Here is a 7,075-nt window from a genome sequence, read left to right on the forward strand (position 1 = left end):
CTTAACAAATATAGACAAATTTTAGATAAAAAAAATTCCAAAATAGAAAAAAACCAAGCCTGCAAAATTGAATAAAACCGTTGTTGTGGTTTCGTGGCTGTTTAAATTCAAATTGCGTCAATTCAGAATGAATTTATGTAAGTTGAATTCAAACTCTCAACACAAAGATTTTCCACAAAGAAATTCACGCAAAATATTCACGCAAACTTTTCGACAAAGTTCAGACTTTTGTTTTTAAAATGATTTTGATGAAAAAATAATTTTCAGATTTTTTTTACGTTAAAAACTAAATTTTAAATGATTTAATGTTTTGATGATTTTAATAAATATTCGTAACACAATTCACGCAAACTTTTCGACAAAGTTCAGTTTTAAGTTTTCACATTAAACACAAAATATTCGCAAAATAATTTTTCGGCAAAGTTCAAAAATTGCAAAGTTTTCAAGTTCGATTTTCTACAAAGAATTGACACAAAATTTTCAAGAATTCAAACACAAAGTTTTATTTCGTTCAGGTTGAAATTTGCAAAATAGTTGATTTGAAAATTATTTTCAATGCCATGAACCACAACGTTTCGCGGCTTTGCGAGGTTGCGAACTTCGTAACCGAGTTCTTTCGGCTAAGATAAAATATCTTGCGAAAGATAAACGTGAATTTAAAACATATTTCGCAATCTCGAAAAACCGCTGTTACATGAAGTTATTATTTTTTATTGCTTTCTTTATTGATAACGCAATTGCTTTTGCTAACAATGGCGGAACTGCATTTCCAATTTGTACCATTTGTTTGGACTTCGTTCCTTTAAATACAAAACTGTCTGGAAAAGATTGTAACCTTGCCATTTCTCTTACGGTTATAACTCTTGGTTCGATTGGGTGAATATTTACACCGCCATGATTTTCTTTAATTGTACAACTTGCTTCATTCCAAGGACATTTTTTCCAAGAATCAGAATATTTGTCATATAAGCTTTTTCCCTCTGGAACTTTTGCCAATCTTTCTTTCATATCATCGTTATGATTTGTTCTAACGTGATTAAATTTCGGATTGTCCTTTAGTTTTACTAAATCTCCAATAGCTTCTTTCGTAGTTATGTATGAATCGGATTCTAAGAGTGGAGTAGGATGATAATTTTTTTTACCAATTCTATTTGCAATAAAGATTACTCTTTCTCTTTTTTGAGGAACATAATAATCTGCCGAATTTAGAACAGTTACATTAACAACATAACCAAGTTTTCTAATGTCCGCTTTTATTTTGTCTTCAACCTTTCCTTTTAACATCGAACGTAATCCTTTTACATTTTCTGCGACAATAAATTCAGGTTGTAATTCTTCAATAATTTCTAACATATCTTTATATAAAGAATTTCTTTTGTCTTCAACAATTCTATTTCCCGACATACTAAATCCTTGGCACGGAAAACCACCGGAAAGAACCGTTAGGTTCTTTCCGTTTAGTTTTTCTTTTACTGTGCTTATGAATTTGTCTTTTACTTCTCTTTGTGTAATATCTCCTTCAATTAAAGGATGAGAAAAGTTATCTCGATAAGTCATTCCTGCTTCTTTGAACCAATCTAAACCGCAAACTTGGTTGAAACCTGCCATTTCAAAACCTTTTGCCATTCCACCTGCTCCACAAAAAGAATCTGCTGATTTTTTTGGGCGTTACCACAAGGGTCGGGCTTTCCGTTCCAATCTTTTGTTTTTTAAAGAAAAAAAACAAAAGGATTTCCTCTTCAATCCCTAACGCAAATACGCCTAATAGACATACTATTTTATAAAACAATTTTCGCTATGGTAATCTAAATATTCTTTGTGGCGATTATCTATATTTATCAACTTTAATTCTGGATTAATGATTAGTATTTTTTGGTCATTTTGATTAAGATATTTTGAAATTCTAATTTTTCCTTTCTCATCAAAGTTGATATATCCTTTATCAAACAGTTTATCATAATTTGGTAATAAAAGTAATCCATTATAAACATCTAATCTTTCAAAATTATTGCTTTCACGCCAAGGTTTGATATGAGATGCAACCAACAAATTAACCTTATCTAATTGAGAAATAGAACATCCAGACCAATAATCAATAAGTTCATTTCTAAATTTTCCCTGACCAATTCTTGATAATGTCAAATTCAATTTTTCAGTTACAGGAATTTCTACACTGTTTTTTATTTCACTTACCTTATCCTCAATTTCGACATAAATATTAGTACTGAAATCAGTTTTAATATATTTTAAGTATTTGTTTAGTGCGGATTTAAAGTTGCTAATGTCTTTGTCTTTAGAATAAAAATTACGTCCATTTTTAGCAATATTTTCATTTTCGATTATTTCAGAAATCGAAAATTCAGAAATTTTATCATCAATCAGATGGAATTGACATAAAAATCTCAACCAAGAAATATAATTTGTTCTTGTGTTTTTTGTGATATTTTCAACTTCTGTTAAAAATTTGAAAAATTCGGGTTCAGAACTAATGTAATCCATAGATTTAATCTTCGGTTAAATTAAAAATTTCATTTAACTTGTTATGAATAATATCTTGAAAAGCAAATTCAGTATCGTCATTCGTATCTGTATTATCTTTAATTAGATTTTCTTCTACAAAAGCATCTACAATGTTCATGGCAATTTCTCTAACATCATCATTTGTTAAATTATGTGTAATTTTTATTCTCGATAATAATTTATCCATATACTTATTGTTTTAGGCTACTAATTTAGAACTTTTAAATTTACTAAAAGTGAAATTTTTATAGTCAAATGTCAATTCGGGCAAATCGCCTCTTTTAAGAATTTCATAATGAAAATTATTGTCTTTAATGTAAAACCAACAATTAAAGTCACTTACTAATGCATAATCTATTAATATTGGTAAAATATCGCTTACATTATCAAGACAAAATTGTTTAAAGTTATCACGAGTTATTTCTTCGTTGTATAAATCACCGAAATAATGATTTAATACTTTTAGACCTGATTGACCAACAACTTTAGGAGCAAACATTTTTCCGTTTCCTTTGAAAGATTTTACAGATAAAGTTTCGTTGTTTTTTAATAGAAAATTATGTGGACATTTTTTAGCAAATTCAGAAGTAAAATCTTTTGAATTTGTTAAGTATTTGACTGGTTTTCGTCCATTAAATATTTTTCCGAGAATGTTAGATTTTAATATTTTTTCTAATAAATTTTCGTCAATTCTTTTTAATGAAATTTTATTTTCAAGTTTATATTTTACACAAACTGCATATTGTAAAGTAATTCCGAAAGTTTCATTATTCATAATATTATCTTTTTATCTTCCAAAAATACAAAATTTCTGTTTATTTTGGGTTTTCAGATAATTTCATGTAACGTTTAGTGGCTTTATAAAGTGGTTTGAATTAATCACTGACCAAAGCAAATATAAAACAAAATTGTGAATCATAGAGGTTTTTCCGAAGGAAAAACCAAGCGTAAACCATTTTATAAAACCATTGTTAGCCGTTCGGTTTTTTTTATTCAGTAACTTGCCTAACTAATTCTACACCAAATTTTGATAATCTATAACATTCAGAAGAAATTATTTCATTTTCTGGAATTTTCTCATCTTCGTTATACAAATATACACTTCTTGAGTTTTCTTTTAGTTTTGGTGGTTGTTCTTCTATTAATCTTAATCTTAAAAGATTATCAATTATTAACATTGTAGTTTGATAATCAGTTGAACTATTTCTTACCAACTCAATTTTCTCAAAATATGGTCTGTCTTCACTCGACATAAAAAAAGATTTAGAAAAAATAAATTTTATTATGTGAAAATCATCAATTGATAATTGATTTAACAATTGGCTAAAAATGTGACAAGCATTAAATTGGTTTTTTGGATCTAAAGTATTTGCTAATAATTTAGCCCAACTATCTTGCATAATTTCATCTTCTTCAAATGAAGCATATTCTAATAAAGTGGTAACATCCTTAATTGGAATTTTTTTAGGAACATCTATTCCTTTTTCTTTTAAAAATTGTCTAGCTTTTTCAATTATGGTAACTTGATTTTTAAATCTCCAATATTTTATTTTGTCTGTAAAAATTCCAGTGCCTTCCATAATTGGTGCAGCTATCATTTTTTCGATAAATTCAAGTGCTTTTTCTGCGGCAATTCCAATTCCGTTTGCAAGTTCTATCTTTTTTTCATCACTCATTTTTCTGTTTTTTTTCTGCGTTTCGTGAAACTGACGGCTAACGTTTTGCGGCTATCGAAAGCCACAAGGATTTAAGACTGACCACAACAAATATAAAACAACTTTTCGACTCATAGAGGTTTTCCCGAAGAAAAAACCAAGCCTTTGTGGTTTTTGATAACCGTTGTTGTGTGACGTTCTTGTCAATGTCTATCTTCTAATATTCCAATTAAATTTATTAATGAAATTGTGGCTGATGCGCAAAGTGATGCGTCTTTACTATTGGCAGTTCTTTTATGTGTTAAAACATTTGCTAAATCAGACGAAGCTCTGGCATATTTTCTTAACACTTCATTTTTACTACCAGAAAGTTCTACTGATATATATGCATCGAGCATTCTTTTAGCATCTGTTTTACTAGCTTCAACTTTGTCTAGGGTAGGGTGTTTTTCTTTGTTATATATTGCTTGTGCAAGTGATATGATAGTTTCTCTACATAAAAGTCCAATAGTTTGATATTGCTCCTCATTGACTGCTTGTTTTAATCTTACTTTTATTTCACTTAAACTTCTATCTATTCTTTCCCAACCACTCAAATTTACAGAAAGACTTAATCTGTCAGGTTGTTCTGTTTCTTGTAAAAGTTGAATAATGTTTCCAAACATTTCTCCTATGAAAGCCCTTCTATCTTGATATTTAGGCATTTCACCAGAACTCCATCTTCCATACCATTGCCATAAATCCTTAAATGGATTTGGGTTTTCTATTGAGAGTTTTTTTAATACATTATCTACAATTTTAGATCTTTTTATATATTCATCATTAATATTTTGTATTTGTTGGTTACCAGTTGAAACAGATATTAAAGTATCTTTTAAATAATTTAACTCTGTTATTAATTGATCTTTATTAAATATATCAGAAATTCTATTCCAATCGATTTTTTGAGTTGATTCAGGAATAATAAAAACTTCTGAAATTTTTATATGTTCTTGTGACCTCAGAATTATTTCTAATTTATTTTTAATCTTTATTTCAGTTTCTGATTCAATATCTTTTAATTTTACAAATTTATCTACAGGCAGAGCAATATAAATAGAATAAAAGTATATTCCTCCGTTCCAATTATCATAATGTGTTTGTTCAGCTTTTATATCTGACTCTCTTAAGATTTCAGCTAATAAATTATCTTTTTCAGCTTCAAAAAGTTCAATAACTGTTTGAATAATTTTTCTTAAATGTTCTTTGTCTTCGAGCAAAATATTGTTATTTATTAATGTTGATTTTTAACGTAGTCGAACCGAATGTTACACAACGGTTCGCGGCTTTATTTCAGTTTTGCTGATTGATAACCAAGCCTTAACAAATATAGACAAATTTTAGATAAAAAAAATTCCAAAATAGAAAAAAACCAAGCCTGCAAAATTGAATAAAACCGTTGTTGGGCGACGTGATAACTTTAATTCAAATTGCGTCAATTCAGAATGAATTTATGTATTTTGAATTTAAAGAATCAACACAAAGATTTTCTACAAAGAAATTCCGCAAAACAATTCACGCAAAACATTGACACAAACTTTTAGAAAACTTCATTTTTTGTTTTTAAAATGATTTTGATGATTAAATGATTTTCAGATTTTCTTACGTTAAAAACTAAATTTTTAATGATTTAATGTTTTGATGATTTTAATAAATTTTCGCAACACAATTCACGCAAACTTTTCGACAAAGTTCAGTTTTAAGTTTTCACATTAAACACAAAATATTCGCAAAATAATTTTCGGAAAAGTTCAGAAATCGCAAAATATTCAAGTAAGTTTTTCTGCAAAGAATTGACGCAAAATTTTCAAGAATTCAAACACAAACTTTTATTAAATCCAGGTTGAAATTTGCAATAAATGTTCATTTGAAAATAAATTTTCCAACTATGAACCACAACGGTTCTCGGCTTTGTTTCAGTTTTGCTGATTAAGCACAAACCTTAACAAATATAAACAAATTTTTGATTAAAAAACTTCCAAAATAAAAAAAGACCAAACCTGCAAAATTGAACAAAACCGTTGTTGTATGAAGCCATAATTTGTTAATTAAGTAATTTTAGTTTTTATTCTGTTTAATACATTCTGAAAAGTGCTTATTTCACTCGTGAGGTTGTCTTATTCACTTTGGCAGGTGTCTTATTTATTTTGACGTATGCTTGTTTTACTTTTGAAGTTGCGTTATTCATTTTGGCAGAAAGTTTATATACTTTGGAAGTTGTCTTATCTACTTTAATAGTATATTGTTTTATTTTGGCGATAGGCTTATTTATTTTTGTACGAGCTTTGTTTATTTTGGAATAAGGCTTGTACAGTTTTGTACAAGCCTTAACTACTTTATAACAATGTTATCCTTTTTTGAATTTAATTTTTGAGATTGCTTTATATTGAACAGAGCTACTATCAAGAATTGTAAATAAATAATCTTTTGCTTTGTTGAAAGTATCAACTAAATTATCTTGTGAAAGATACATTGTATTATTTCTGACACTTCTTGCATTATTAAGAGGAATATATGTATCAGCAACGCTTTGCGTTGCTTGAAGCATTTGTGCTTTTTCGGCTTGTAATGTTGCAACTTGAAATTCTGTTTCGTTTGGAGCGTAATTTGGTGTGTTTTGAAATAATGAAATTAACAAATCATAGTTATTAGTACGTTGGTCATAACTCATTTGTGAAGTTGAGTGTTGGTTTTGTTCTTCGGTTGTATTAGTTGTTGATTCGTTATTAGTTTTTCTAATTCCTTTTAATTTTCTTGCAATAGTCATAAAATCTTCTAATTGTGCTTGTGTAACTCCATCAGTAGATTTATAAACTTTACGAAGTTTGGTTACTTTTTTACTAACTGGTGCAAATAGCATT

At 28.2% G+C, this 7,075-nt stretch carries 6 protein-coding genes and 1 pseudogene; all 7 read right to left on the bottom strand.

Annotation, left to right across the window (positions count from 1 at the left end):
• Positions 1 to 690: 690 nt before the first annotated feature.
• A pseudogene (locus G507_RS16755) lies at positions 691 to 1,641 on the bottom strand (DNA cytosine methyltransferase); the annotation flags it as partial.
• Between the two features lie 132 nt (positions 1,642 to 1,773).
• A complete protein-coding gene (locus G507_RS0109335; protein ID WP_026717237.1) occupies positions 1,774 to 2,499 on the bottom strand; it encodes an HNH endonuclease in 726 nt (241 codons plus the stop codon).
• Between the two features lie 4 nt (positions 2,500 to 2,503).
• Positions 2,504 to 2,707, bottom strand: a complete 204-nt coding sequence (locus tag G507_RS0109340; RefSeq protein WP_026717238.1) for a hypothetical protein — start codon at positions 2,705 to 2,707, stop codon at positions 2,504 to 2,506.
• A gap of 12 nt (positions 2,708 to 2,719) precedes the next feature.
• Positions 2,720 to 3,295: a hypothetical protein gene (locus G507_RS0109345; RefSeq protein WP_026717239.1), complete on the bottom strand. Its 576-nt coding sequence runs from the start codon at positions 3,293 to 3,295 to the stop codon at positions 2,720 to 2,722.
• A 214-nt stretch (positions 3,296 to 3,509) separates the two neighbouring features.
• Positions 3,510 to 4,196 carry an Abi-alpha family protein gene (locus G507_RS0109350; RefSeq protein ID WP_026717240.1) on the bottom strand — a complete coding sequence of 229 codons (687 nt, stop codon included), beginning with the start codon at positions 4,194 to 4,196 and terminating at the stop codon, positions 3,510 to 3,512.
• 182 nt (positions 4,197 to 4,378) lie between these two features.
• A complete protein-coding gene (locus G507_RS0109355) occupies positions 4,379 to 5,434 on the bottom strand; it encodes a hypothetical protein (protein ID WP_051191584.1) in 1,056 nt (351 codons plus the stop codon).
• A gap of 1,127 nt (positions 5,435 to 6,561) precedes the next feature.
• The coding region (locus G507_RS17770; protein WP_026717242.1) for a hypothetical protein at positions 6,562 to 7,075 on the bottom strand (514 nt) is incomplete at its 5' end.

It is taken from the genome of Flavobacterium gelidilacus DSM 15343 (genome assembly GCF_000422685.1).
Lineage (GTDB): Bacteria > Bacteroidota > Bacteroidia > Flavobacteriales > Flavobacteriaceae > Flavobacterium > Flavobacterium gelidilacus.